Origin of the sequence: Rubritalea tangerina (genome assembly GCF_042683245.1) — a bacterium.
GTDB lineage: Bacteria > Verrucomicrobiota > Verrucomicrobiia > Verrucomicrobiales > Akkermansiaceae > Rubritalea > Rubritalea tangerina.
The window spans coordinates 70,383-95,088 of sequence record NZ_JBHUJB010000051.1 but is presented as its reverse complement, the minus strand read 5'-3'; the positions used below and the strand labels follow the sequence as shown (position 1 = coordinate 95,088).

At 50.1% G+C, this 24,706-nt stretch carries 20 protein-coding genes and 2 tRNA genes; 10 read left to right on the top strand and 12 right to left on the bottom strand.

Features of this window, described 5'->3' with window-relative positions:
* Positions 1–106: 106 nt before the first annotated feature.
* Positions 107–179, bottom strand: a tRNA-Lys gene (locus ACFSW8_RS12940).
* Positions 180–349: 170 nt separating this feature from the next.
* Positions 350–1,744: an RNA polymerase factor sigma-54 gene (gene rpoN / locus ACFSW8_RS12935; RefSeq protein WP_377089608.1), complete on the bottom strand. Its 1,395-nt coding sequence runs from the start codon at positions 1,742–1,744 to the stop codon at positions 350–352.
* 249 nt (positions 1,745–1,993) lie between these two features.
* On the opposite strand from rpoN, the gene ACFSW8_RS12930 reads away from it, so the two are divergent.
* Positions 1,994–2,089, top strand: a tRNA-Sec gene (locus ACFSW8_RS12930).
* Positions 2,090–2,110: 21 nt separating this feature from the next.
* Here ACFSW8_RS12930 and ACFSW8_RS12925 read toward each other — a convergent pair.
* Positions 2,111–2,788 (bottom strand): phosphoribosyltransferase, encoded by a 678-nt coding sequence (locus ACFSW8_RS12925; RefSeq protein WP_377089609.1) that lies wholly within the window; start codon positions 2,786–2,788, stop codon positions 2,111–2,113.
* 329 nt (positions 2,789–3,117) lie between these two features.
* Between ACFSW8_RS12925 and ACFSW8_RS12920 the strand changes: the two genes are divergently transcribed.
* Positions 3,118–3,663 carry a hypothetical protein gene (locus tag ACFSW8_RS12920; RefSeq protein WP_377089611.1) on the top strand — a complete coding sequence of 182 codons (546 nt, stop codon included), beginning with the start codon at positions 3,118–3,120 and terminating at the stop codon, positions 3,661–3,663.
* Between the two features lie 80 nt (positions 3,664–3,743).
* Here the strand turns inward: ACFSW8_RS12920 and ACFSW8_RS12915 are convergent, their stop codons facing one another.
* The 9 genes from ACFSW8_RS12915 to ACFSW8_RS12875 form a co-directional block, all read right to left on the bottom strand.
* The gene (locus ACFSW8_RS12915; RefSeq protein ID WP_377178433.1) at positions 3,744–5,873 is read right to left on the bottom strand and encodes a hypothetical protein; all 2,130 of its coding nucleotides are present in this window, start codon (positions 5,871–5,873) and stop codon (positions 3,744–3,746) included.
* 105 nt (positions 5,874–5,978) lie between these two features.
* On the bottom strand, positions 5,979–7,934 hold the full coding sequence (locus ACFSW8_RS12910) for a BatA domain-containing protein (RefSeq protein ID WP_377089614.1): 1,956 nt from the start codon (positions 7,932–7,934) through the stop codon (positions 5,979–5,981).
* A gap of 27 nt (positions 7,935–7,961) precedes the next feature.
* The gene (locus ACFSW8_RS12905; protein ID WP_377089615.1) at positions 7,962–8,858 is read right to left on the bottom strand and encodes a DUF58 domain-containing protein; all 897 of its coding nucleotides are present in this window, start codon (positions 8,856–8,858) and stop codon (positions 7,962–7,964) included.
* Positions 8,859–8,894: 36 nt separating this feature from the next.
* A complete protein-coding gene (locus ACFSW8_RS12900) occupies positions 8,895–9,917 on the bottom strand; it encodes an AAA family ATPase (RefSeq protein WP_377091499.1) in 1,023 nt (340 codons plus the stop codon).
* A 120-nt stretch (positions 9,918–10,037) separates the two neighbouring features.
* Positions 10,038–11,258 (bottom strand): 4-hydroxy-3-methylbut-2-enyl diphosphate reductase, encoded by a 1,221-nt coding sequence (locus ACFSW8_RS12895; RefSeq protein ID WP_377178431.1) that lies wholly within the window; start codon positions 11,256–11,258, stop codon positions 10,038–10,040.
* A gap of 45 nt (positions 11,259–11,303) precedes the next feature.
* Positions 11,304–11,984 (bottom strand): YwaF family protein, encoded by a 681-nt coding sequence (locus ACFSW8_RS12890; protein WP_377089617.1) that lies wholly within the window; start codon positions 11,982–11,984, stop codon positions 11,304–11,306.
* A gap of 23 nt (positions 11,985–12,007) precedes the next feature.
* Positions 12,008–15,145: an efflux RND transporter permease subunit gene (locus ACFSW8_RS12885; protein ID WP_377089618.1), complete on the bottom strand. Its 3,138-nt coding sequence runs from the start codon at positions 15,143–15,145 to the stop codon at positions 12,008–12,010.
* Positions 15,146–15,165: 20 nt separating this feature from the next.
* On the bottom strand, positions 15,166–16,365 hold the full coding sequence (locus ACFSW8_RS12880) for an efflux RND transporter periplasmic adaptor subunit (RefSeq protein WP_377089619.1): 1,200 nt from the start codon (positions 16,363–16,365) through the stop codon (positions 15,166–15,168).
* A gap of 33 nt (positions 16,366–16,398) precedes the next feature.
* The gene (locus tag ACFSW8_RS12875; RefSeq protein ID WP_377091502.1) at positions 16,399–17,859 is read right to left on the bottom strand and encodes an efflux transporter outer membrane subunit; all 1,461 of its coding nucleotides are present in this window, start codon (positions 17,857–17,859) and stop codon (positions 16,399–16,401) included.
* 179 nt (positions 17,860–18,038) lie between these two features.
* Between ACFSW8_RS12875 and ACFSW8_RS12870 the strand changes: the two genes are divergently transcribed.
* The 8 genes from ACFSW8_RS12870 to ACFSW8_RS12835 all read left to right on the top strand — a co-directional run bounded on the left by ACFSW8_RS12870 (position 18,039) and on the right by ACFSW8_RS12835 (position 24,691).
* On the top strand, positions 18,039–18,851 hold the full coding sequence (locus ACFSW8_RS12870) for a hypothetical protein (protein WP_377089620.1): 813 nt from the start codon (positions 18,039–18,041) through the stop codon (positions 18,849–18,851).
* Between the two features lie 284 nt (positions 18,852–19,135).
* On the top strand, positions 19,136–19,834 hold the full coding sequence (locus ACFSW8_RS12865) for a hypothetical protein (RefSeq protein WP_377089622.1): 699 nt from the start codon (positions 19,136–19,138) through the stop codon (positions 19,832–19,834).
* A gap of 46 nt (positions 19,835–19,880) precedes the next feature.
* Positions 19,881–20,324, top strand: a complete 444-nt coding sequence (locus ACFSW8_RS12860; protein ID WP_377089623.1) for an arsenate reductase ArsC — start codon at positions 19,881–19,883, stop codon at positions 20,322–20,324.
* A 25-nt stretch (positions 20,325–20,349) separates the two neighbouring features.
* Positions 20,350–21,216, top strand: coding sequence for a hypothetical protein (locus ACFSW8_RS12855; RefSeq protein ID WP_377089624.1), 867 nt, complete (start codon positions 20,350–20,352; stop codon positions 21,214–21,216).
* A gap of 85 nt (positions 21,217–21,301) precedes the next feature.
* Positions 21,302–22,108 carry an aminotransferase class IV gene (locus ACFSW8_RS12850; protein ID WP_377178429.1) on the top strand — a complete coding sequence of 269 codons (807 nt, stop codon included), beginning with the start codon at positions 21,302–21,304 and terminating at the stop codon, positions 22,106–22,108.
* Positions 22,101–23,009, top strand: a complete 909-nt coding sequence (rnhC, locus tag ACFSW8_RS12845; RefSeq protein WP_377178427.1) for a ribonuclease HIII — start codon at positions 22,101–22,103, stop codon at positions 23,007–23,009. The genes ACFSW8_RS12850 and rnhC overlap by 8 nt, the downstream gene beginning before the upstream one ends.
* A 171-nt stretch (positions 23,010–23,180) precedes the next feature.
* On the top strand, positions 23,181–23,498 hold the full coding sequence (locus ACFSW8_RS12840) for an HU family DNA-binding protein (RefSeq protein WP_377178425.1): 318 nt from the start codon (positions 23,181–23,183) through the stop codon (positions 23,496–23,498).
* A gap of 161 nt (positions 23,499–23,659) precedes the next feature.
* Positions 23,660–24,691 carry an L-threonylcarbamoyladenylate synthase gene (locus ACFSW8_RS12835; protein ID WP_377089632.1) on the top strand — a complete coding sequence of 344 codons (1,032 nt, stop codon included), beginning with the start codon at positions 23,660–23,662 and terminating at the stop codon, positions 24,689–24,691.
* Positions 24,692–24,706: the final 15 nt, after the last annotated feature.

Sequence of the window (24,706 nt, the reverse complement as noted above, 5' to 3'; positions counted from 1 at the left end):
GGGATGCGCATTGAGTGGCAATGCTTGCAGTCGAACTGCGTTCTCGCCCCAGTCAACTGGACACAAAATAGCCGCCTTAAATATAAGGCGGCTTACTTGTAAAAAGTACGCAGACTGGGACTCGAACCCAGGACCAATTGGTTAAAAGCCAACTGCTCTACCAACTGAGCTATCTGCGCATTTGTTGGTTTTGGATGCTCCTTGCGGTGCGGGCAGAGACGTAGGCTAATCAGATCTCTCATGCAAGATATTTTTTGGCGTTTTGTGGAAAAAATATCTATGTGGAAGAGCTCTAGGATGCGAGAGTTTCTGGAGAGGATTCTATCTGAATGGCTAAGGAGCGGGTGTTTTAGAATTGTTTGCGAAGGTGACTTGGGAGAATATTGAGCTGGTCGCGATACTTGGCGATGGTGCGTCGTGCGACTTTGATCCCTTTTTCTTTGAGATTTTTTTCGATTGCGGAGTCTGAGAGTGGTTTTTGTGGGTTTTCCTCGGCGATCATTTGCTGAATCGTTTCGCGAATTCCCGTGTTTGAGACTTCTTTACCCGATTCAGTGGTGTAGCCGGTGGTGAAGAAGGTGCGCAGCTCGATGAGGCCATGTGGAGTCTGCACATACTTTCCTGCCACTGCCCTAGAGATCGTTGCTGGATGGACTTCAATACTCTCAGCGATTTCATTCATCGTCATCGGCTTCAAGGCCTTTGGCCCTTTATCGAAGAAATCACGTTGTCTGGCTACGAGTTGGAGAGCCAATTTATAGAGGGTTTCTTGCCTTTGAGAGATCGAGCGGATGAGTATTTTCCCATCGCGAATTTGATCGCGCAGGTACTGGCGTGCAGAGTTATCGTCGGTGCTCGCCATAAGGTCTTTATAGGCATTGCTGATAGCGAGATCTGGGATGTTTTCATTGGTAAGTTGTGCATCCCATTGGCCTAGAGAATTCTTGCTGATAATGATATCTGGTGTGATATGCGGATTAGAAGTGGGGTCGAAGGCTGCCCCGGGGTCTGGGGTGAGAGTTGCGATCGTTTCGGCCGCTTGGTTGACTGCCTCAGTAGTCACTCCTAGCTTGCGGGCAATATCCGGGATTTTTTTTCGTGCAAGATTGGTGAGGTGGTCGCTAACGATGCGGTATTCGAGCGACCCTAACAAGTCTCGGCGTGCAAGTTGAATTTGCAGTGACTCAGTGAGGTCCATGGCTGCGACACCGGGAGGGTCAAAGTTCTGGAGGGCTGCACGTGCTGATTCGGCTTGAGGAAGGGTAAAGCCGTTAGCTACGCAGATATTTTCGAGACTGTCATCGAAAAAGCCTCGGTCGTTGATGTAGCCAATCAGGACGGCTGCCACACGCTTTGTAGGTTCGGGGATTGCAGCGAAAGCGAGTTGGCTAAACATATGCTGCTGCAATGTTTCGGGCGCGACGATGGAGTTATAAAGGTGTTCACGCTTCGCTTCATCGTCGTGGTTAGAGCTAGTATTTCTTCTCTCAGTGATTTGGAGCTCTCTGAAGTCGTCATCTAGTTCAGAGAGTGTTTCCAGCTCGTGTTCGGCATTGTCAACCGTGGGGTCTTCCCATGGATCTTCATGTCGATCAATTTCTAGTACGGGGTTGACGCTGAGTGCCTGTTGAAGGATTTGCCCTAGCTCGAGTGAGTTTGCTTGAAGAACCTCCAAGCTCTGTCGCATTTGTGGCGAGAGAACTTGGGACTGGCTCAAGTTTTGTTGGAGATCGATGCCTGCCATAGAGACCTATTTCTTTGGTAGGAATGGGGCGCTTCCTGATTGCTATGCCACTATAGAACCAGAATCTGTAAAAGTCGTATAGCAGATTTTATGCCATGATGAAATTTGCAAAGTGTGTGACGTGCATGCGCTTGTAGTACCTTGCTGAGATGCGGAGTGGAAGATGGGGAAAAGGAATATTTGTAAAAATGTAGAAACTGGATGTTGCGTGCAGGTGGAGATGTGCTAGCTTCGCACATCAAGCAATATGGAGGGTGTAGCGTGCCTGGTTGGTCGCCGCGGTCTTCAAAACCGTTGTTGGGCTGTAGTGGTCCAGGGTTGGTTCGATTCCTTCCCCCTCCGCCAATTGCTTGTTTTTTGAATGGGTTATTTTGGAGGAGTGATCACTTCTCCGATGGAGAGCATAGCGATGTGCTTTAAGCCGCTTTGTTTGAGGAGTGTAGAGCAGGCTGTTAGGGTGAAGCCGGTATGTGTAAGGTCATCGAGTATGACGACATAGGAGTCGGTGAATCTCTCTGGTTGGTTTGCTTGGAGAGAGTCGAGTTGGCATTGGAAGGTTCGGCGGTGGTCTTGCGAGATTCGTTGTGCGACTGTGTGTTTCCGCTGAATGAGGTCGGTTGCATCGCCATAATTGTACTTGGCGATGAGGTATTGGGCGACGCGTAGGATTCCTGATTGGGTTTGAGCTTGTTGGTGGGGTGGGGCGACTGCGAGGGTGAGGTTGCCACGCAGTCGGTTATGAAGCATTTCGGCATAGCGTTGGATCTGGAGGCTTGATCCCGCTTTCAGCTCAATGATTTTATTGGTTTCTTTTTGGTATCCGAAACCATCTGGGTAGCATTCAACGATGGATTGAATTTCCTGTTGTGGGTATCGGCCAAAGTAGTAAGGAAGTTTGTTGTCGATCGGGGGAGCATCATTGTGGGGAGGAGGTGGGGGCTCTACTTTAATTTTTGTTGGAGGGTTCTTGGTTGGGGTGGGTTCTACATGTGAGGGTGGGGCGCTTTTTTGTTGGAGGGACCGTTTTGTGGAATCCAGCAACATTTGGAGTTTGTTATGGCGCCTTTTCTTGGGGCGACTTGGTACGGTAAGTCTGTTTGAGCAATTAGGGCATGTTGATTCAGATTCCGCTTTTTCAAGTGGACTTTTTAGTTCGATTCCACAGATCGGGCATTCATATTGTATCGTCGACATCAGAGGAAATCTGGGATTACACGAGCTGGTTAAGAAGTGGGGGAGTCCTCACTTCTCACGGTTGTTAGCAAAGCCATGTGGAAGGGAGTAATAAAGCGTAAAGTTTGTAGATTCTTGGACGGGTGATTTTTTTGAGGTCGGAGCTGGTGTTGGTAGGGGAAATAGTTCAGATGTGAGTTATGTCGAGTAAGGAGGAATGGTTGATCAGGCTCATCGGGCTTATTGGGAAAGGGGCGCGTATGAGTGTGGTTCCGATCGCTGTACTTGTGATTGGTTGTTCGACAATCATGTTGATGAGTGTGGTGTATTTTAGATGGGCGATGGAGCTGTCTTGGTGGTGGGCTTTAGCTCCAATGTATCTATTGGTTATACCTCTGGGTGGGATGGTTTTTTATTGGTTCACTCTAGATGGCCTATCACGCCTGCCAGAGTCTTTGGTGGAGTCAAAGGAGACGTGGAGGGTTCTGAAAGATAGGGTTTCAGAGCGTAAGCAAGGCGTTGAGATTAGAGGTTTTGGACCGGTGGCAACCATGCGCAGGATGCTGCTGTTAGGGGGCATGCTTTGGGATTCAAGAGATGCCATTGATACGGCCTCTAACCTCTATAGTTTACTAGATTTATTTAACCCAATCTTTTGGGTGATTATGCTTGTGAGTCTACTGGCCTCTGTGGCGTTTAGTATGCTTTTTGTGGCGGTCACAGCTGGGCACTACTTCTTTTTCTAGAGTCATGGCTGCATGAGAGTTTGATAGGAAACGCAACGCTGAGGTTGTGAGGATCATCTGGGCGATGTGGGCCGAGTGCATTAGAAGGTGCCGTTAAGCTTTCTGAGAGTCCAGAATATGGCTAAGAGGATGATCACAGTCAGCATCACCGCTATCTGAGCCCAGAGAGGGATTGATTCTTCTAGCGGCTGTTTTACTGGGAGGGCATTGATGAGTGATTTGATGGCGTTGATCTCATTGGGGTCAATGACTTTCCCGTTGGTTACGAACGCCATTTCTTCTAGGACTTCAGGGCGTGCGGGTTGGCCAGTTTTTTCGAGTGTGTCTCCTTGAACGATGATAGTGGTCTCGACGAGGGAGCTGGAGTCATTACCTATTTGTGCTTTGAGGGACCATTCACCAGGTTTGGTTAGTCTCGTTCTACCTGTGAAGCTGCCCCATGCGCCATCGGCTTTGCTCAGCTCGATACGGTTTGATTCACCATTTGGGCCGCTGATATCGACCGTGATTGAGCCCTCGGTGAGTGGTGCTGCATTTTGGTCGAAGGCGTTTGCATTGAGGGTGACTATGTCGCCTGGCTTGGGTCTGTCGGGGCTAAAGTAAAGGCGGATACGTTCTCCAGCAGCCATATTTCGTTGGTAGGACATCCAGCGTGCAACTTGGCCCCAGAATCTGTAATGGTAGAGGTCTTCAACACCTCTACGCCAGCGCCAAGCCGAATCATGGCCTAGATAGAGGACTTTCCCGTTACCTGCAGATTTTGTTACAAGCAATGGTATGCGACCATAGCGGTTTCGACGATTGGCGTGAGTCGCCAAGACGTCGGCTCCGCCTTTAGCTTTTTCGATAGCAGCAGACCAGTAGAAACCAGGAAGGTTTTCCCAAATGCGTTCATTCTCCACCTCGTTGTTTCCAAGCATGGTGAGAAGAGAGCCGCGGCCTTGGGAGGTTAAAGACAGAGGCGAGGCAGTAGCTTCTGAAATTCCTTTAGGGTTATCTTTATCCAGTATGACAGGAATGAGATCTGCTAGAGGAGATTTTAACAAGGATTCCTGATAGCCGTATGGACCAGGGATAAAGACGACACCACTAGCTTGATTTTCGACAAGCCCTTTGATGAGTTCTGCTTGTTTGAGGGTGAGTTGGCCCTTTCCAACTCCAAGATCACCGATGAAGACGACATCGTACTTTTGCAGGTCTTCTAGTTTGTTAGGAAATTCTTGTATATAATCAGGGCCGTCACCTTTACCAATTTTGGGGTGGAAGAGAAGGCAATCTAGGTCGACGCCAGGGTCACGTGAGAGGGCATTGCGAATGAAGCGGTATTCCCATCGAGGTACCGAGTCCATCACCAGGACTTTGAGATTTTCTTTTTTTCCTTGGATGATGAATTCTTGGGTGTTGTTAGCTGAGACGAGTTCGCCTTCGGCTACTGGGAAAGAAAGTTCCAGTTTTGTGGTTCCTTCTTTATCGATTCGCCAGAGTACATTGTCGAAATATTCTTTTTCAGCGGGTATGCGAATTTTCTTTGTAAATTCTTTACCGCTGGAGGTGTCTCTGAGTTTGATGGTGGTGTTGACATCGCGTTTGAGAGACGAGCGAAGGCTGAAGGGGATTTGGATGGGTTCACCTACGATTCCGTATGTGGGGGCTGTGATATCAAGGATTTCGATATCAGGAAGCCGTTCTTTACTACCCACGGGAATGGGGAAAAGAGGGACTTTTTTGAGGAGCATTTTTTGAGCAGCGCTGACAGGGGGGGCGCCCAAATTCCAGTCACCGTCGCTTAGCAGGACTACCGCTTGGAGGTTGTCGTGTTGGCTAAGTAATTGGTTGATGGGGGCGCTTATGTCGGTGCCGATGAGGCCTTGCTTGGCGGGGTCTATGTTTTCTGGAGGTGCCGAGAAGGACTCTGAGAAGACTGTGACTTCGCCATTATTTTCGAGCTCTTTCCACAGATTGAGGTTGAGAGCTTCTTGGATGAAGTCGGATCTGCTGATGACGGTTTTATCGTTGAGTGATTGGCTGTCTTGAGTGGCACCTGATCCTGAAGCATCCCAGAGGATGGCAATTTCAGGTTCATTCTCAGGGGTGATCGTTGTTCGCCACTCTGGCCCCCAAAGCATGAGTACTATGATGAGGCAGATAAGGAAGCGCAGTGCCTCGATTCCACCAGTTCGCTTTGGTCGGGCTGAGCGAGTCACAGCCATGAAACATAAAGCCCCAACAGTGATGAGCACCACAAGGCCTAGACTGAATGTCAGAAGGCTAGGGGAAAAATGAAGGTTGTGGATGTGGAAATTCACTGAGTTTAATTAGGTGTTTTTTCTTTTCGGAGCCAGGCAGAGCACAGCTTCGGCCACTAGGAAAACTAACATGAGGATGAGAAATAGTTCCCAGAGAGGTTCAGAGAGCGCGGCAGTTCTCTCAGTGTCATCTTCGAAGTAGCTATATTTGACTTCGCTGAGGGCTTTATCAAGATCACTCCGCTCGAGTATTTCTGGACTTTGTTCTTCAGGTGAGCGGTTGATTGCGATGGAACGCTCTCCGAATTGGTAAACACCTGCTTCGAATGCTGCGTTGATAGAGTTTGATTTAGTTGCTAGGTCGAGTCGTTTCCGCTGTGCTGAGGAAAGCTCAATTTCAGCAGGTAGGCTTCCGATCGTGGTGGAGCCACCGGAGCCGAAGCGTTCGTTGCCTTGCTGGATGAGTCGTTGGACTAGGGGGAGGATGACATCTGCGTCACCGAGGTTGGACCAGGTGTAGTCTGGGAGAGTAGCTACAAAGTAGCATGCACCTCTGCCGTGAAGGTGGCGGGTGATGAGAGGCGAGTCGTTAGACCATTTAGCAAGTCCTGAAGATGGTGTGAGGATCTCTCTGCGTTGAATTGCTTTTAGTTTATCGACGGGGATGGATGTACCATCTTCACCATTTCTTAACGGGCCATCACTTCTATCCCAATTGGGGACGATAAAATATTTCCCTTGGGCTGACTTACTCAGGAGGCCCCATTTGGTATCTAAGAACTCTGAGTCGTCATTCGTTTCTGGTGGGAAGAATGCGATGACGCCACCTTTATTGATAAAATCGAGGGCTTGTTCTTTGGTTTTTCCGGTGGGTAGCGGGGCTTGCCATAGAACGGTGCTGAGGGAATTCCAGGGGATTTCTTGATTTGGGCTATAGGCCGAGGCTTCTTGTTTAGAATAGCCAGGTGGTGCGGCGGCGAGTTTGAGGTAGATGCGCGCTTCAGGGAGAGTCGTCACAACCGCCGAATAAGTGGGAATTTCATCGCCGTAGGTAAAATAGACGGTGTTGTCTTGAGGGTTTGTGTCAGCGGGCAATTGGATATAGCCGAATCCGGATGGGCCTGAGAGAGGAAGGCGTTTGCTGATACGAACCGTTTCTCCCTGTATGGTGACGTCCTCGCTGCTTTGGCTGCCATTGAGTGAGAGGGTAAGAGGGATCGACTGTTTTCGGGCTGGTGGGGATTGGGTAATCGTCAGCTCGAGTGAAAGTTCGTCATCAATGCGAAGGGCTTTATCTAGGGTGATACTGAGATTGTTAGTCGCAGTTGAATTGAGTGATAGGACACGAAGGCTCGCTTGGTCTGCAAGGTTGCCGAAGCCAGCTCGGATATTATTCCACTTTCCACTTGCGGGTTGCCAGTTACTGGACTGGAGGTCGGAGGCGAGCCATATTTCGGTGCGGCCGGTATCCTTAGAGAGAATGTGCTGTAGGGCTTTATCTAGAAGTGAAGGGATATTTGCTGCCGCATCTGTAGGGAGCGACTGTGAAATTTTATCAAGGGAATTAGGGTCTGCTATTTCTATTGGCTGAGCAGTCGCGCTATCGAGTAGGATTAGTTTCGTGCCATCGAGTTGGGCAGCTGAGTTTTTGACTAGAGCAATGGCTGCTTCACGTTTACTTGTGGTGCTATCGGAGCTTTTTTGCTCCATACTCGGTGAGCGGTCTAGGATAAAGATGATAGTGTCGAGCTTGCCGCCTCCCCAATTAAGAAACCCACTGGAGCTTAGTGGACGTGCGACAGCGAAAACAAGGGCAGCGACGGCTAGAGCTCGGCAAGTGAGAATGATAATGTGTTTAAGTTTTTTGCGGCCACGCGACTCTCGCGTTGCACGCAACAGAAATTCCATAGCGGCCCATTTAACAACGCGATGCCTGCGCCGGTTGAGGAGGTGGATGAGTACTGGGATACTCAGTGCTAGCAACCACCAAAAATAGGCAAGTGATGATAGATGTGGAAAGTTCAAGGTTTCTGGGCTGGTATGAAAGTGGGTTTATCTGCTGCCTTTTTTCGGTAGGCGATCTAGCAGGAAGGTCGAGAGGACACTCTCATAATTTTCAGTAGTTCTTACTAAACGGTAGTCGACATTTGCGTCATGGCATCGTCTTCGAATGTCGGTTAGGAATTCTTGGACGATTTCACGGTATTCATCAGCAATCAGGACGGGTTCTGCAACGATAGTGGAATTGTCCTCGAGGTCGACAAATCGATGTGGCCGTTCGAATTCAAAGTCAATTTCTTGAGGGTCCATGAGGTGGAAGACGACCACATCGTGTTTTCGGTATTTCAGGTGTTGGAGCGCATCTGAAAATGCATCTGGGTCACAGAACAGGTCTGACAGGATGACGATGAGTCCGCGGCGGGGGACTTTTTCAGCAATGCTGTGGAGCCCCTCGACGAGTCCCGTCTCACCTTTTGGTTCGGTTTCTGCGAGGGTTTTGAAGATTGTTTGAAGGTGAGAAGCTCTTCTGCGGGGGGGGATCTCGAGTTGGAGTTTGGTAGAGATACAGCTTAGTCCAGCGGCGTCGCCTTGATCTACGGCGAGATAGCTGAGGCTTGCGGCGATTTTGCGGGCAAATTCGATTTTAGAAATGCCTTTGTCGGCGAAGGCCATTGAGCCGCTGGTATCGAGGAGAATGTGAGCGAGGAGGTTGGTGTCAGCTTCAAATTCTTTGATGTAGTATCGATCTGATCGAGCGTAGGCTTTCCAGTCAAGTCTACGCGTATCATCACCTTGGACATACTTTCGGTACTCCGCAAACTCGACAGAGGAACCTCTGTTAGGCGAACGGTGACGTCCGGCTACGTTACCTAACATTGGTTGGCGGCTTTCAAGCGGGATGGCACCAAGTCTACCGAGTACCTCTGGGTCGAGAAACGAGTAAGTCACAGACGGGAGTGGGTTTCGATCTTATGGAGTGGAGACTTACTGGGCGTCATGCATTTCTGCAACGAGACGCTCGACTACTTTATTGGCAGTCATTCCTTGTGATTCTGCAGCGAAGTTGGTGAGGACACGGTGACCGAGTACTGGCTGGGCTACGGATTCAATATCTTCTAGACGGACCATATAGGAACCATGGAGTGCGGCACGAGATTTGGCGCCTAGGATAAGGTATTGTACTGCACGCGGTCCTGCGCCCCAGCCTACATATTCTTTCACCCAATCGGGTGAGCTATCGAGAGTAGGTCGGGTTTTGCGTACGATCTCGACAGCATAGTCGTAGATGTGATCGGGCACGGGCATGCGGCGAACGAGTTCTTGATAGGCGATGACTTGTTCTCCGCTCATGACGTGTGCGAGAGATTTTTTCAACACGCCTGTGGTTTCACGAGCGATACGTTTTTCTTCTTCTTCCGATGGGTAATCGACATCGATGAGGAACATGAAGCGGTCAAGCTGGGCTTCAGGTAGAGGGTATGTGCCTTCTTGTTCAACTGGGTTTTGAGTTGCCAGTACAAAGAAGGGGGGCTCGAGCGGATAGCTGTGTCCGAGGGCTGTGACTCTGCGTTCCTGCATCGCTTCAAGCATTGCAGCTTGGGTTTTTGCTGGGGCGCGGTTGATTTCGTCGGCGAGGAGGAGGTTTGCAAAAACGGGGCCTTTGATGAATTGGAATTCTCGCTTACCACTATCTGTTTCCTGAATGATGTCTGTGCCAGTGATGTCAGCTGGCATTAGGTCGGGCGTAAACTGAATCCGGCTAAAGCTCAGCTCCATACACTCAGCGACTGATGAGACTAGCAGAGTTTTAGCTAGGCCCGGGACGCCCATGAGGAGAGCATGGCCACGGGCGAAGAGGGCAATGGCAAGTTGTTCAACGACAGTTTCTTGGCCAATAATAACCTTCGCGATTTCTTGTTTGAAGGCTCGGTATGTTTCACCGAGTTGATCAATGGCGGCTACGTCGTCAGGTGGGAGTTGGTTTGGATCTGCGACGGGGGTCGTCATTTCTTGGGTTTCCATGTTCTTCTGTTAGGTTTCTTTAATAAAGTAAAATGCGATGGTTTGAAAGTTCATACCATCGCACAAATACGAAATCCTGCAATCATCTCTTGCAGGAGAGTGCGATTAGATTTCGTTGGCAGAAATGCCGCGGAGTTCAAAGACGCGTTGGATAGTCGCCTCTATGAGGTTGTTAGGGCAGGAGGCTCCAGCTGTGATGCCGATAGTTACGGGGCTTTCGAGATCTAGAAGGTTATTGTACTCTGAGTTAACCTCTGATTTTTGTTCGAGATCGAAGTGGACGATTTCTTTGAGTGATTTGAGGCGGTCAGAGTTTTGGATAAAGAAAGTTGGGAGTTCTTCTTGGCCGATTTCAACGAGGTGAGAGGTATTGGAAGAATTGTATCCTCCGACAACGAGGAGGATGTCCATATGTTCTTTAAGCATATCGAAGAGAGCGTCTTGACGTTCTTGGGTGGCACCGCAGATGGTGTCGAAGAATTGGAAGTTCTCCGTTTTACCATCGCGCTCATTGATCGCTTTGCAGACACGTCTTTGGATTTCTTCGGTTTCGCTTTTGAGCATTGTGGTTTGGTTTGCAACGCCCACTTTATGGAGGTGGATTTCAGGGTCGAAGCCAGGTGAGACGGCATTGCCGAAGCGTTCCATGAGTGCTTCTGAAGTGATTTTTCCATTGAGGTAGGAACAGAGAAAGTCTGTGTCCTCGAGTGTCAGGATGACGATATAGTGACCGTCTTTATTGTCACCAAGGGCTCGTGAAGCAGTGGCGCGTGTTTCTTCATGACCGGCCTTACCGTGAATGATGGATGTGTAGCCTTCTTTCGCGTAATTTCTGACTCTACGCCAGACTTTCATGACATCGCCGCATGTGGTGTCGACGATAGCAGCACCGCGCTCTTCAATTTTTTCGATATAGCTGGTGGGGGCGCCGAAGGCAGGGACGATAACGACATCATCTTGGGTGAGTTGGTCGTATTGTTCATTCATTTCTTTCCATGGGAGTGAAACGATCTTCATTTCTTCTAGTTGGCGATTTACTTCCTGGTTATGAATGATTTCCCCAATGAGGAAGATATTATTATCGGCGAAAACTTTCCGAGCGGCGTAGGCGAGGTCGATGGCGCGTTCCACTCCGTAGCAAAAGCCAAATTGGCGTGCTAGTTTGATGGTGGTATTGCCGATTGTGAGGGAGCCATCGTTGGCGCGAATTTTTTCGACGATGGATGATTCATAGTGACGTTGGACTTCGGCCTGGACTTTTTCCATGACGTCAGGTCGGCGTACGTTGATGCGCTTGCGTTTTGTCTTCGGTTTTGCGTCGCTCATAGTGTGTGGAGTGACCATTGCGTGGAATGGGGGGACATGCACGCGTTATTTCACAGATTTTCGAGAAAATGGGAGGGATAGGAGAAAGAAGAAGAAGAGGCAAATGGCTTCTAGGACCAAAATGTACCAGGGCCAGGAGGGGAAGAAATCGAGGAGGCTCGCAGTGTCGGGCTTATGTCTGAGGTAGCCGTAGTTGGTGTGGAGGCTGAAGTTGGTAGTGAGGGCGAGAACTAGATAGACCTGGGTGAGGCCAAAAACGAACCACATAGCATTCTTGCGTGGTTTCCAACCAATGGCGAGAGGTAGAAATAGAGCGGTGATGACTACAAAACCGTGGTTCCAGAAGAAGCAAAGGTATTCGGGGCTGGGGAAACCACTTTGGATATTGGGAGTCAGTAAGCCTTGGAGGGTGCCGGCAAGGCCCCAGAAGTAAGTGATTTCAGCGCATCGTTGAGATTGAGTTAGGAGGGCGATGCCTCCAAATATGGCTGCCAAATCGCAGAGGTGCAGTGGTAGCGTGGTGTCGAGAGTTACGTGGTAGCCAAAGTAGGCGGCTGAGAGGATTTGCAGTGGGTAACTGGCTAGAACACAAGCTGCTAGAGCCCACCTTATTTTCTTCTGAAGCGAGGGGTGGGCTTTGTAGAGCCATGTGAGCAAAACCACGGCCCCGCCAATCACTGAGAGTGTCAGAATATGGGTGAGGCCGAAAAGTTTGAACTCAGGCATAGGTCTGGTGCTGAATCGATGCGCTAGGCTTCTTGAGTATCCTCAGGAGTGTCGGATTTTTTATTGCTCACGCGTTCAGTTAGGGACTGCACCACATAGAAGAGCATGGGGACGACAGCCATACCCAGAATCGTGGCTGCAAGCATGCCGCCGAGTACTGCGGTTCCAAGGATTTGGCGGGAAGCTGCACCCGCACCGGAAGCAATGACGAGAGGAATGACCCCAAGGACGAAGGACAGTGCTGTCATGAGAACCGCTCGGAATCGGAGTTTGACGGCCTCACAGGCAGCATCGAAAACGTTGAGCCCTTCCTTGTGTTTTTCACTGGCAAACTCAGTGATAAGGATGGCGGTTTTAGCCGAGAGGCCAATGAGTAGAACAATGCCGATCTGAGTGTAGACATTGTTGTCCATGCCACGGAGCATGACTCCAGCGACAAGACCGAGGATGGCAACTGGGACGGCGAGACAGACTGAGATGGGCAATGTCCAGCTTTCGTATTGTGCAGCAAGCACGAGGTAGACCATGAGGATAGAGAAGCCGAAGATCGCCATCATGCCGCCTGAGGCTTGTTTCTCCTGATATGAGAGCTCTGACCAACTGTAGCCCATGCTTGGGGGGAGTTCTTGGTCAGACATATCTTCCATGATGGCCATTGCTTGTCCGGAGCTAAAACCAGGCGCTGGGTTACCCATGACTTTTACCGATGGGTACATGTTGAATCGAGTGATCGTTTGTGGGCCAAGGATTTCGGTGAGTTTACAAATAGATCCCAGAGGGATCATTTGGCCGTCGGCACCGCGGACGTTTAGTCGCATGATATCTTCAGGTTCGCCTCGGAAGGGAGCGTCAGCCTGAGCTGTGACTCGGAAGACTCGACCAAATTTCGTAAAGTCGTTGATATAGGAGGAGCCGAGATAAATTTGGAGGGTATCAAAGACGGCGGTCATCGAGGTTCCTGTGCGTTTCACGGCCTCTCTGTCGATGTCGATATAGAATTGGGGGACTGAGGCGCGGAAGGTCGAGCGGACTTGGTTGAGGCCTTGTTGAGAGTTGCCGTGTTCTGAAATGGTATTTGAGACGACCTGAAGCTGGTCTAGTCCGGCGCCGCCTTTGTCTTGGAGCATGTAGGTGAAGCCACCTGACATACCCACGCCAGGAAGGGATGGCATCGGGAATGCGAAGGCTGCGGCTTGTTGGATGCCGGCGAGTTTACGGTTCAGCTGCATGATGATGTCTTGCTGATGTAGCCCTGGCTCTTTGCGTTCCTCCCAGTTGTCGAAGGTGACGATACAGAAGCCTGTATTGGAGGCGACAGCGCCATCGACGATGGAGTAACCATTAATGGCAAGGGCATGTTCCACGCCTGGGATGCTTTTAGCGACAGCTTCTACTTGCTCCATTACTTTCGCAGTGCGCGCATTTGTGGCGCCGTCGGGCAGCTGAAGGTTGACCATGCAGTAGCCTTCATCTTCCTGAGGGACGAAACCTGTTGGGAGTTTACCAAGGCCCATGGCAGCTAGGACGACGGTTCCCACAAATAAGATGAGACCGAGCGCGACGAGGCGGAGTGCTTTACGGACGATAGCGACATAGCCGCTGTTCGTTTTTTCTAGCGTGGTATTGAAGAGTTTAAAGAAGCCCTTGGGTTCCTTAGGGTTTTGTTTGAGGAGAATACCACAGAGTGCGGGACTCAAGGTGAGGGCGCATATTGAGCTGAAGACGGTTGCAACGGAGATGGTGACGGCAAATTGTTTGAACATGGTGCCAGTGATGCCCTCCATCATCGTCATCGGGACGAAAACTGAGAGAAGTACGAGGGTCGTGGCGACGACGGGGCCTGAAACTTCGCGCATTGCTTCTGTTGCCGCGGCTCGACCTTTGAGTCCTTTAGACAGGTGGACGAATGTGTTTTCTACAACGATGATAGCATCATCGACCACGATGCCGATAACGAGAACGAGCCCGAAGAGCGTGAGCTGGTTGAGTGAGAATCCGAGCAGCTTGAGAACGAAGAATGTACCAATCAGCGAGACCGGGATTGTGATAGCGGGAATCAGTGTGGCTCGCAGGTTTTGGAGGAAGATATAGACGGTCAGAACCACCAAAATGAGAGTGGCGATAAGCGTGGTTACCACCTCTTTGACTGAGGCTGCAATCACATCCGTGGAGTCATAGATGACGGTGTAGTCGACGCCTTTCGGGAAAGAGCGTTTCAGCTCAGCAAGCTTATCTTTAACACCGGCCGCGACTTCCATCACATTGGACCCTGGAATTTGGAAGATCGCTAGTGTGGCTGCGGGTTTGCCATTGAGGCGTGAAGAGAAGTTGTAGGCATTTGAACCAAGTTCGACGCGAGCGACATCCCCTAATCTAACGGGGCTACCATTTTCACCGGTGGCCACGACGATGTCAGCAAATTCGGAAACTTCTTCGAGGCGCCCTTGGGTTGAGAGGACGAACTCGTTTGCGGTTCCTGGAGGGGCGGGGGCACCGCCTACTTTACCAGCCGCAACCTGGATATTTTGTTCACGGATCGCATTGACGATATCGCTAGCGGCTAGGTTACGCGCACGCAGTTGGTCAGGCTGGAGCCAGACACGCATACTGAATTCTCCGGTGCCGTATACGGTGACGTCGCCGACCCCATTGACACGAGCGATTTCATCACGGATTTGGAGGTTGGCATAGTTACTTAAGTAGGCGTCATCGTAATCACCATCGGGAGAGGTGAGGCCCACGTAGAGTACGGTATCTGTGGAGCGCTTTTTGACGGTAACGCCTGTCCGTTTGACCTCTTCAGGGAGTCGAGCTTGTGCGATAGAAACGCGGTTTTGAACGAGGACGTTTGCGATATCGAGATCGACGCCTGATTCGAAGGTGACGGTGAGTGTCATACTACCATCATTCGCACAGACACTCGACATATAGATCATGCCTTCAACCCCATTGACCTCTTTTTCAATCGTCGCAGCCACTGTATCGGAGACTGTCGACGCATCGGCGCCAGCATAGGTTGCTGAGACTGTGATGGTGGGAGGTGCCAAGTCTGGGTAGCGAGCCACGGGGAGGCCTATGAGTGCTACAGCGCCTAAGACGACGATAACAATCGAGACAACCGAAGCGAAGACTGGGCGGTCGATGAAAAATTTACTGAACATGACTTAAGGGTGTAGTGGTATTATTTACCCTGGAGTTCTGCGGGTTGCTCAGGTTTAGCAGGTTGGTTTGCGGTAGCCATTTTCGGAGTGACGGTGGCTCCATCGCGTGCACGTTGCAGGCCGCTAACAATGACTTTGTCAGAGGCTTCAAGGCCCGCAGTGATAATTGTGTCGCGAACGGGGACTGCATTTTTGTCGGCTTGTTGACGTTGGACTGTAGGACCTGTGGTGACTCCCCGACGACTCACGGTATTTTTCTCATCTACTACCCAGACGTAGGTGCCGCCAATATCTTTTAGGACAGATACGGAGGGGACCATAATGGCGTCCTTGTGTTCTTGTGGATATCCAACACGAGCGAAAAGTCCGGAGGAAAGCTCCCCCTCTGGATTGGGGAAGACGGAGCGAACGAGGGCGGTGCGGGTACTTTCGTTGACCTTATTGTCAATGAAGTCGATGACGCCGAGGTGTTCGTAGATGGTGCCATCTGCAAGCTCTAAACGCACTTTGTTAAGGTGTTCGCTGATATCTTTATCCTCAGAGCGTCGGCGGTAGTACTCGAGCATGATGCGCTCGGGCACATCGTAGTAAGCTCTGATAGATTTTTCGTCGACTACTCGGGTTAGGAGCGTGGGTTCACCATTGCCGACTAGGTTGCCGAGGTCTACCAGCCTACGCGACATGCGACCTGATACTGGCGACTGAATGTCGGTATAGGATAAATCGATTTCCGCGGAATCGAGTTTTGCTTCAGCTTGGCGCACCATGGCTTGTGCGTTGGCAACTTCCGCTTCGGCAGTTTCAATGTCGAGTTCGGAGACGGCACGTGGCCCTGCACGGCGTAGTCGGCCGAGGTTTGCTTGTGCGAGAGCGAGGCTTGCATTTGCACGATCTACGTCAGCTTTAGAAGCTGCTAGAGTGGCTTGATAGGGGGCTTGTTCAATGAGGAAGAGTTTAGCTCCTTTTTCCACTTTCTTCCCTTCTTCGAAGAAGGATTGTTCTAGGACCCCCCTTACACGGGCTCTGATTTCGACTTCCGAGACACCGGCGAGGGTGGCAGGAAACGAGACGTAGACAGTTTGGTCTGCAACAATGGGGGTGGAGACGGTAACAGGAGGAGGGGGAGGAGGGGCGAATTCATTTTTAGGCCCACATTGTGAGAGTGAGAATGCAGTTAAGCTTGCGAGGAGCAGCTTGAGCGTTGGTGATTCGATGTGCATGGCTGAGAGATTTTTGTGATTGAAAGGTGGCTGTTACTTTTGGATCGAGACTTCGGGCATGACAGTTCCGCCACCAAGTGACTTGTAGAGGGAGACGTATGCGGCTGCGACGACTCCCTTACTGGTGGCAGCGGCGTCTTGGCTGTTAAAGATGGTACGCTCAGCATCGAGGACATTTTGGAAATCGACGAGTCCTTGTTTATAATTGGTTTTTACTAAGTCTACGGTTCTTTGTGCTGATTGGACAGCATCATTGAGTGCCGACATACGGTCTCGCTCGTAGAATGCTGAAGCGAGGCTATTCTCGACATCTTCGACACCTCTGAGGACAGTTTGTTCATAGAAGTAGAGGGCTTGGCGTGTGCGGGATTCTTCTACTTTGATTTGTGAACGGATTCTACCAGCACTAAAGATATTCCAGCGGAATGAGGGGCCAAAGCTGTATGCTCCAGAAGATGAATTGAATAGATTGTTGGTATTTCCTGATTGGAAGGCGAAGTCACCAGCGAGGAAGAAGCGTGGGTAGAGGTCGGCTTCGGCAACGCCGATTCTTGCGGTTTGGGCTGCAAGTTCTCGTTCGGCTCTTCGGATATCGGGGCGCGATCTGAGAAGGTTAGTCGGTAGTCCAATGCCTGTGTTAGATGACGGCATCGGGATGCCTTTTGAATTGTTCACTAAGGCTTCTCCTTCACCAGCATATTTTCCTAACAATGTAGCGAGTCGGTTGAGGGAGACAGCGCGCTGTGCTCGAAGTTGGGGGACAAGAGCTCTGGAGTTTGCGAGGTTGGTTTGAGCTTGGCTGACGTCAAGTTCTGGGACGAGGCCGGCTTCGAATCGTTCTTGGGTGAGTTCAACGGACTCTGCCTGGTTTTTAATATTATTTTGTGCTTGGCGGATGCGTTCTTCGAAGGTGCGTACTTCGATATAACTGAAGGCAACTTCAGAGAAGAGGGTGACGAGGGTGTCTCGGTAGGCTTCTTCAAGTGCTTCCGCAGTGGCGTCAGATGATTCGATGGCTCTTCGTACTCCTCCAAAAAAGTCGAGTTCCCAACTAGCAGACGCACCAGTGGACCAATTTTCATAACTTTGGCCACCGAGTAGATTAGGTGGGTCAGTGTTTTCGCTTTGGCTAGAGCCTAGGACATTACCTGCTAGGTCGACTGTGGGAGCTAGTCCACTACGGGAAATTCTGCGACCTTCTTGTGCTTCGACCACTCGTTCGAGGGCAATCTTCACGTCAGGGTTTGCTTTGGCCGACATGTTAACCAACTTTGTTAGGGTCGGATCGTTAAATTTTTTCCACCAAGAATGCAATGAGGAGGAAGAGGAACGCATGTCTTTGGCGAGCGACTGATGCCAAGTGTCTGGAGTGATGATCTCAGGTGATTGATAGTTTTTCCCTACGATCATGGTGTTACAACTCGTGAGGAGTGAGCCGAGAATGAGAGCGGAAAGAGGTAGGTGAACAAGTGCGGCGCCTTTAGGTCGATTCATCACACGAGTAGCATTTACTTTGGATATCCTAATGTCCAGCTTGAATTGTTGGGATGTTAGGCTGCGTGACTGACAATGAAATGCTTATGATTTCACCTAAGATTATTAAGAAAAGAGCTTTACGTCACCTAGATCTATACTTTAGGTTTAAGTGACCTTCTTCAATGAGTGTTTTATCCATGACTTCGCCCCAACAAATATCAAGTTCTGCTCAAGCTCTGCTCGATGCTGTTCAGGCGAATCCAAGTGATTGGGCTAATCGCAAAGAGGCAGCATATAAGCTCTATCAGGAGGGCTTTTATCTAGAAGCAGCAGACACAGTATGGAATGCGCCTGAGATGCCCTCAACCGACATGGATGTAGCATTCGCAGTAAAGATTGTATCGCGTGCGAGACCGAATCGTTCCATTCGGTTAGTCTATGAAGTGCTTCGGAGGAATACAGGAAAAGCGGAGCAGAACATGGCCATGGCTCGGGCTTTCAACTTGATAGGTTTACCAATGTTAGCATCGCGCTTCTATGGTGCGGCGATGGCTGATGGAGCGAAGCATTTTGATATTGGTTTTGAGCAACAATCACTGTGGTATGATGACTCTGAGTCTTTGATGCAGGCATGGGAGGCGTCATCATCTGAGCTTAAGCCACCTTTCACTAAGCCTGTAGAATCGTTTCTTGGGCATTCAATTAATTTTTCGGATCTTACGGAGGATATGCCAGTGGTATCGCCTGTCACAGGGCCAGTTACCAGCAGCGTGAGTAAGCCAGCAGGTTTGAGTTCACATCCTGTTTTGAAGGCAGCTAAACCAACAGCAGCCACGCCAGTACGTCCGGCGACACCAGCGCCAGCGAAGAAAATGCCGAGGCCCTCAGCGCCGCTGTCACCTCAGCAGTCTAAGCCTGCACCTAAGCCTCCAACACCAGCGGCGCCTAATGCCCCCAAAAATGCTCCGAAACCGATGTTGCCTCCTATGGAGGACGGTGACAAAGCTTAAAGTTGGGATTTCAATACCGACTGAGTTGTGGGTTCCGTACTTAGTCGAGGATTTGGTGATTTGTCGTTCTCACGGGAGCTCTAGTTCATGTCTCTGTAGAATGTGCTACTTGTTGGGGGGCGATGAACTCATATTTTTGATATGAATGGGTATGGAGGTTCTTGTTTTCACATGCCACCCATAGATTTTGAGTGTCAGGGAGTGTCGCATCTAAACTGAGCTTTGAGTAAAAATGCCTTTACCTCGAAGAGCATGAGCTCGTATATTGAATCTCTGTATATTATATGATGACGACTAATGAAGATTTGGGAGCCCGCGAGCTCAGTCCTGCGTTAAAGTTGCGAGTAAGTGAAGTGAGGGCGGCAAAGAATGATTGGTCGGGGCGTCGGGCGTGTTGTGATTCATTATACCAAGATGCTCATTATAGCGAGGCAGCAGACCTCTTGTGGGAGGCACCGAGTACACCCGTACAAGCGGAAGAAATGGCATGGGTGTTGAGGGTGCTTTCGAAGGGGCGTCCAAGTGATGCAGTACGGGTGGTGCAGGAGTTGACTCGGCGTATTGGAAGAGATGTTGATGCGTTAATAAGATACGCTTTGGCGTTTCACCGTGAAGGCTTGCCGTTGTTAGCTGCTCGTTTTTACGGTCAAGCGATGGGAGTGGATGTGAAGAATTTTGATATCGGCTTTGAAGAAGAATCGTTGTGGTGTGATGATTACGGTGAATTGGTGGATAGATGGCAGGAGTTAGACTATCAGCCAGGGCCTCCGGAATTGGCTCCTCTCAAGCAATTTTTGGGTAAAGCAACGAGCTTTTTGGAGTATACGCAGAGAATTACGGCACATGTCGTCCCCCAAAGTGTCGATGAGAAGGAACCGGCTAGTGAGCCAATCAAGACGGAGATGTTAGAAGGCGGGGTTGATGATGAGGTGTTTAAAAGGCCCAAGTTGCTGATGCCCAAAATTAAGCCTAAGGAAGAATAGGCAACGGATGTGGAATAGAGCAGTCTAGGCAACACTCTCAAGTTAGATGAAAGAGGAATTACCATTAATAATTATCGTATGTACGGGCAATTCATGTCGTTCACAGATGGCGCATGCCTTTTTGGAGAGGGCTTTAGATGGAAGAGCACGGGTTGAGAGTGCGGGTTCTGCACCTGCTGGCTACGTGCATCCGTTAGCCATAAGAGTGATGGCTGAGCAGGGCTATGATTTGTCTGAGGCCAAGTCTCAACATGTTAATGAGTTTCATGTCGATGAGAAATCAGTGGTTGTGACCGTATGTGATAATGCGCGTGAGGATTGTCCGTGTTTATCTACCGCAGTGTGCTACCACTGGGAGTTTGATGACCCAGCAAGGGTGGAGGGAACGGAGGCTGAGGAGCTGTCTGCGTTTAGGCGTATTCGGGATCAAATCAAAGAAGTTTTTTTATCTCGGTTAGATCAACTAATCTTACGGCGAGAAGCCATCTAGAACTATCCATTAACCCCAATTGTGAATGGCACTGACATCTGAAATCAAATATTTACTGAGTCTTGTTGACGACGACCCAAGCAATTGGGTTGTTAGGAAGGAAACTGCTTTGATGCTATATGAGGCTGGAGAGTACTTACAGGCGGCTGACATGGTGTGGCAGACTCCAGAGATACCATCCACGGATATGGATGTGGCGTTTGCGATTAAGATTGTGTCGAGGGCGCGGCCGAATCGGGCGATACGCATGTTGTATGAACTGGTAGGGCGGAATGCAGGCAAAGCTCCACAGTACATAGCGATGGCGAACGTCTTTAATTTGATTGGTTATCCGATGTTAGCGATGCGATGTTATGGGATGGCGATGGCCTTGAATGAAGATTTTTTAGATATGGGATTTGAGGCTGAGGCATTTTTGTATGATGAGGGGAGGGTGTTGTCGAATCGGTGGCTAGGGAGTGAGCCTGAGGTGAAAGAGCCATTTCTTCAGGCGACTGAGGTAGGGGAGGTGGAGCCGATAATATTTGCTGAGCTGAATCAGGAGTTAGATGAAAGTTCCTTCAAGCGTGCTTCGCAGGAGGCTGTGAAGGGGGATGTTCAGGCATTGATTCCAGCACTAGAGAAATTCAATACGGTGCAGCAAGGGGAGAAGCCGAAGATTATTGCTCCACCGGTTGAGTCTGCACGAGTTGATCCTCGACCGGGAAATGCGTTGTTACCGAAAGGAGCTGAGGAGCAAGCGCGGGCACCCAAGCCGATGGTTTTGCCCCCTCAAGCACCTCAGCAACCTAACTTCCACCCACCGAGTCAGCCAGCAAAGGCGGTGAGTTTGGAGAAGGGGGCGCCCAAGGTTCCGCCGTTACGTATTACGCGTTCGGACAAGGAAGAATAGTGGCATTGCCAAAATCGCTGTTGAATTCTCGTAGTTGAATCGTTAGTTCTGCTATGAAAGCGGCTGGATGTTCGCGGAGTTTACTATGATCTGGGTTGATGGAGAGTTCAAAAAGGACGGCAAGTTAGAAATTTCTACGACTGCGCAAGGGCTATCGTTAGGTATGGGGGTGTTTGAGACATTGTTGGCTCGGAAAGGGCGCGTACAATTTTTCAATGAGCATTTGAGGCGGCTGTCTGAGGCGGCTATCAAGATGGGATTTGCTGAGCCAGATAGAGTGTTGTTGAAGGCTGCGGTGGAAGAGATTGTCTCTGGCTGGGGGGAAGAGTTAGCGCGTGTTCGCATTTCTATCTATGGACTGACTGAGGAGGATTCTAGCACGGTGGTAGAGGTGAGTGCAGTACCGGCAAGGGGGAGCGAGGTTGTGTTGGTAGAGTCAAGTTTTCGGGTCAATGAATGGGGTGCATTAGTTGGGGTGAAGTCAACTTCATACGGGATGAATGTTTTAGCTCTCAGGGAAGCACGAGCAATGGGGGGAGATGAGGCATTGATGTTGAATAGTGCTGGGTGTGTTTGCGAGGGGGCGACTTCTAATATTTTTTGGATGATTGGAGATAGACTTCATACGCCTGCCTTGGAGACGGGGTGTCTCCCTGGAGTGACACGAAGAAAAGTGATCGAGGCATGTGGTGTGATGGGTATCGAGGTTCAAGAGGTGAGTGTGGGAAAAGAGGCTCTAGAAGAGGCTGAGGGGATTTTCATTACCAATGCTCTAAGAGGGGTTCATAGGGTAAGTTGTTATGCTGGGAGGACGCTGCAGGATCCGAAGGTAGATTCAGTGATTGCTCGTATCCAGAATGCCTATCAAGAATTGGCTCAGAATCATGAATAGTTACACGACAGTCATTGAGGAGGGGGATGTTGAAAAGTTACGTAGCATATTGAGTGCTCGTGGGTTTGCATTTAGTGAGAAGGCCTACGCGTATTACAGTGCAAAAAAAGAGAAGCTCCATGTGACTGTGTATGAGAAGGGGCCCAAGGTGTTGGTTCAAGGAAAGCAGACCGAGGAATTTGTGAAGTTTATCCTAGAGCCTGAGATACTGGGGGAAGCGCTCTTAGGTAATGAGGAGGTGTACATGCCTGAGATGTTTGAGCCACATTTTGGGGTTGATGAGAGTGGGAAGGGAGATTTTTTTGGCCCATTGGTGATAGCTGGGGTCTATACTGAGCGTGAGAGTGCGCGAGCTTTATTAGATGCGGGCATTGCAGACTCTAAAAGGGTGAGCAGTCAAAAGAAGATTGTAGAGCTTTCTGAGAAGATTCGGTCGACACCTGGGGTGGTGTGGGAATGTATTTCTCTGCGGCCTGAAAAGTACAATGAGTTGTACGTGAAGTTTGGGAACCTCAATAGGCTATTAGCGTGGGGGCATGCTCGGGTGATTGCGGCATTGGCTGCAAAGGTGCCTCAGTGTCCGAGAGCTCTGAGTGATCAATTTGCAAGAGAAGAGGTTTTGTTGTCGGCGATGAAATATCAAGGTGCAGCGGTGGAGCACATTGAGCTTCAGCAGCGGACCAAGGGGGAGAGTGATATTGCGGTGGCTGCGGCTTCTATTATCGCTAGGGAGGCGTTTGTGGATTGGGTTGAGCGCGCCAGTGAGAAAGGTGGGGTGACGATGCCCTTGGGGGCTGGAAGTAGTGTGTTAGATGCTGGAAGGGAGTTAGTTGGTCGCCATGGGAGAGAAATTTTGCCGAAAATTGCGAAAATGCATTTTAAGACGGCCATGCAGATATGAGGTGAGATTGGGTGATTTCTCTCAAAATGGCTGATTTTTGGGATAAACTCGGACGATACGCAAAAAAATATGCGTTTCGTTGCATTTTTTACGCGACAAAAGTGTCAAGATGTGGTCTCCATTCGCGCGCAGCCAATTGGCTGCGAACTTTCATATTACACACATCTAAAAATGGTTACAATTACGAAGCGCGATCTTGTTATTAAGCTGAGCAACGAAACTGGCCTGACTCAGCAGGAGGTTTTTGCGGTTGTTCAAGGGACACTTGACTCCATCACTGAGGAGCTTGCAAAGGGCAACTCAGTGGTAATGCGTAACTTCGGTGCCTTTCAGGTACGTGAAGTAAAGGGTAAGATCGGCCGCAACCCTAAGGATCCATCCAAGGATGTGCCAATCCCACCGCGTGCAGTGGTGAAGTTCAAGCCTGGCAAAGAAATGAAGGAGAAGGTTGCTCGCATCCTTCCATCACTTCAAGAAGAAGGCGTCTAAGCTTCCACCTCTTTCCCCCCAGAGAAAAGCGCAGCTTCGTGAGTGTACGTGGCTGCGCTTTTTTGTTGTCTGATGGAAGTGGGGACTGAGTGGGGGAATCCACTGGAGGAGGTGAAATAAGAGTGTTCAAAAGGGGTGAGATGCGCTAGGCAGGAAGCGAGATGGAAACTGAAATTCTTTACGCTGACCCGGAAGGGTTTGAGGATGCGGTCGCGGCGGCTGTGGGCAAGCTAGATGCTGGTGAGGTTGTTGCTTTACCGACGGAGACTGTGTATGGGCTTGGAGCGAATGCGTTAGATGAAGATGCTGTGGCAAAGGTTTTTGAGGCGAAAGAGCGTCCATCATTCGATCCATTGATTATTCACATTGCGCAGCGTGAGCTGATTCGCGAGGTGTGCGAGCTAAGCCCAGAGTTAGATGCGGTGGTGCAGCAATTGATGCAAGCATTTTGGCCGGGGCCCTTTACGATGGTGTTGCCGAAGAAGTCGGTGATTCCTGATATTGTGACGAGTGGGCAGGAGACTGTGGCAGTGAGGATGAGTGAGCATCCGGTGATGCGAGCTATTTGTAAGGAGTTGGGTAAGCCAATAGCGGCCCCCAGTGCGAATCGTTTCGGTAGAATTTCTCCAACATCAGCGGGCGCAGTTGAGAAGGAATTGGGTGGCAGGATTCCGCTTATTATTGATGGTGGAGCTTGCAATGCTGGTTTGGAGAGTACGATCGTAAGAGTCGAGCTTGGTGAGAAGCGGCCTGAATTGCATTTACTGCGTGCGGGGCCGATTGTGAAAGAGGAGTTACAGAAGATCGGGAAGGTGATTCGTCCGAAAAAGCCAAAGAAGATTGAAGAAGCGCCGGGGCAATTAGAGAGCCACTATGCACCATCGACGCCACTCTATTTATTTGAGAAGCCTGAGGACTTTGAGCCTGATCCATCATTGAGCTATGGCTTATTATCCTATCGGGGTGCTGCGAAGGACGGCTATATTGATTTGTATGACTGGGACGTTGTGGAGGAGTTATCCCCAGGTAAAGGCAAGCTGCCAGAGGCTGCAGTGCGTTTGTTCTTTGCGCTGCGCCAGCTTGATGAGAGTGGGGTGGATGCGATCGTTGCTGAGTCAGTGGCTGAGACAGGGATTGGGGTTGCGATCAACGACCGCTTACGTCGCGCGAGCGCAAAGACGCGGAATGCATAGCTAAGGGCGATTATC

What these genes read in the sequence shown, in the direction of transcription:
- ACFSW8_RS12855 (WP_377089624.1), top strand. Translation starts at nt 20,350, where the DNA reads ATGGCACTGACATCTGAAATCAAATATTTACTGAGTCTTGTTGACGAC.
- ACFSW8_RS12840 (WP_377178425.1), top strand. Translation starts at nt 23,181, where the DNA reads ATGGTTACAATTACGAAGCGCGATCTTGTTATTAAGCTGAGCAACGAA.
- rpoN (WP_377089608.1), bottom strand. Translation starts at nt 1,744, where the DNA reads ATGGCAGGCATCGATCTCCAACAAAACTTGAGCCAGTCCCAAGTTCTC.
- rnhC (WP_377178427.1), top strand. Translation starts at nt 22,101, where the DNA reads ATGAATAGTTACACGACAGTCATTGAGGAGGGGGATGTTGAAAAGTTA.
- ACFSW8_RS12925 (WP_377089609.1), bottom strand. Translation starts at nt 2,788, where the DNA reads ATGTTGCTGGATTCCACAAAACGGTCCCTCCAACAAAAAAGCGCCCCA.
- ACFSW8_RS12870 (WP_377089620.1), top strand. Translation starts at nt 18,039, where the DNA reads ATGACTTCGCCCCAACAAATATCAAGTTCTGCTCAAGCTCTGCTCGAT.
- ACFSW8_RS12885 (WP_377089618.1), bottom strand. Translation starts at nt 15,145, where the DNA reads ATGTTCAGTAAATTTTTCATCGACCGCCCAGTCTTCGCTTCGGTTGTC.
- ACFSW8_RS12860 (WP_377089623.1), top strand. Translation starts at nt 19,881, where the DNA reads ATGAAAGAGGAATTACCATTAATAATTATCGTATGTACGGGCAATTCA.
- ACFSW8_RS12880 (WP_377089619.1), bottom strand. Translation starts at nt 16,365, where the DNA reads ATGCACATCGAATCACCAACGCTCAAGCTGCTCCTCGCAAGCTTAACT.
- ACFSW8_RS12890 (WP_377089617.1), bottom strand. Translation starts at nt 11,984, where the DNA reads ATGCCTGAGTTCAAACTTTTCGGCCTCACCCATATTCTGACACTCTCA.
- ACFSW8_RS12900 (WP_377091499.1), bottom strand. Translation starts at nt 9,917, where the DNA reads ATGACGACCCCCGTCGCAGATCCAAACCAACTCCCACCTGACGACGTA.
- ACFSW8_RS12865 (WP_377089622.1), top strand. Translation starts at nt 19,136, where the DNA reads ATGATGACGACTAATGAAGATTTGGGAGCCCGCGAGCTCAGTCCTGCG.
- ACFSW8_RS12850 (WP_377178429.1), top strand. Translation starts at nt 21,302, where the DNA reads ATGATCTGGGTTGATGGAGAGTTCAAAAAGGACGGCAAGTTAGAAATT.
- ACFSW8_RS12835 (WP_377089632.1), top strand. Translation starts at nt 23,660, where the DNA reads ATGGAAACTGAAATTCTTTACGCTGACCCGGAAGGGTTTGAGGATGCG.
- ACFSW8_RS12875 (WP_377091502.1), bottom strand. Translation starts at nt 17,859, where the DNA reads ATGAATCGACCTAAAGGCGCCGCACTTGTTCACCTACCTCTTTCCGCT.
- ACFSW8_RS12915 (WP_377178433.1), bottom strand. Translation starts at nt 5,873, where the DNA reads ATGGCTGTGACTCGCTCAGCCCGACCAAAGCGAACTGGTGGAATCGAG.
- ACFSW8_RS12895 (WP_377178431.1), bottom strand. Translation starts at nt 11,258, where the DNA reads ATGAGCGACGCAAAACCGAAGACAAAACGCAAGCGCATCAACGTACGC.
- ACFSW8_RS12920 (WP_377089611.1), top strand. Translation starts at nt 3,118, where the DNA reads ATGTCGAGTAAGGAGGAATGGTTGATCAGGCTCATCGGGCTTATTGGG.